Here is a 458-nt window from a genome sequence, read left to right on the forward strand (position 1 = left end):
GGAGAAAGAAGGCATACAATATACGGCTTTTGATGCTGTATATGAAGCACATGATACGTTTGAAATTGTATATGAAACAATTGCGAATAAATTGCTAGAACAAGCTGAAGGTACAGAAATTATCTATGCGGTTCCGGGGCATCCACTTGTAGCAGAAAGAACAGTTCAGCTATTGTTGGAAAAAGGAGACGTTTCAAATGTTGAAGTGCGAATTGAGGGTGGACAAAGTTTCCTTGATCCTATGTTTGCAAGCCTAAAAATTGATCCGATTGAAGGATTTCAATTACTTGATGCTACATCATTTGAAAGAGGGCAATTAGAATTACGTCAACATTTAATCTTTTGCCAAGTATATGATGCATTCGTTGCATCTGATGTGAAATTAACATTAATGGAGATGTTGCCAGATGATTATGAAGTGTATATCGTAACAGCTGCAGGAACTTCATTTGAACAAG

General features: G+C 36.7%; 1 protein-coding gene. It reads left to right on the forward strand.

Going from position 1 to position 458, the window contains the following annotated elements:
• Nucleotides 1-458, forward strand: a 458-nt coding sequence (locus SB717_RS33690) for an SAM-dependent methyltransferase (protein ID WP_410907151.1), incomplete at both ends; no start/stop codon positions are given.

The organism is Priestia sp. SIMBA_032 (assembly GCF_046535215.1).
GTDB lineage: Bacteria > Bacillota > Bacilli > Bacillales > Bacillaceae_H > Priestia > Priestia aryabhattai.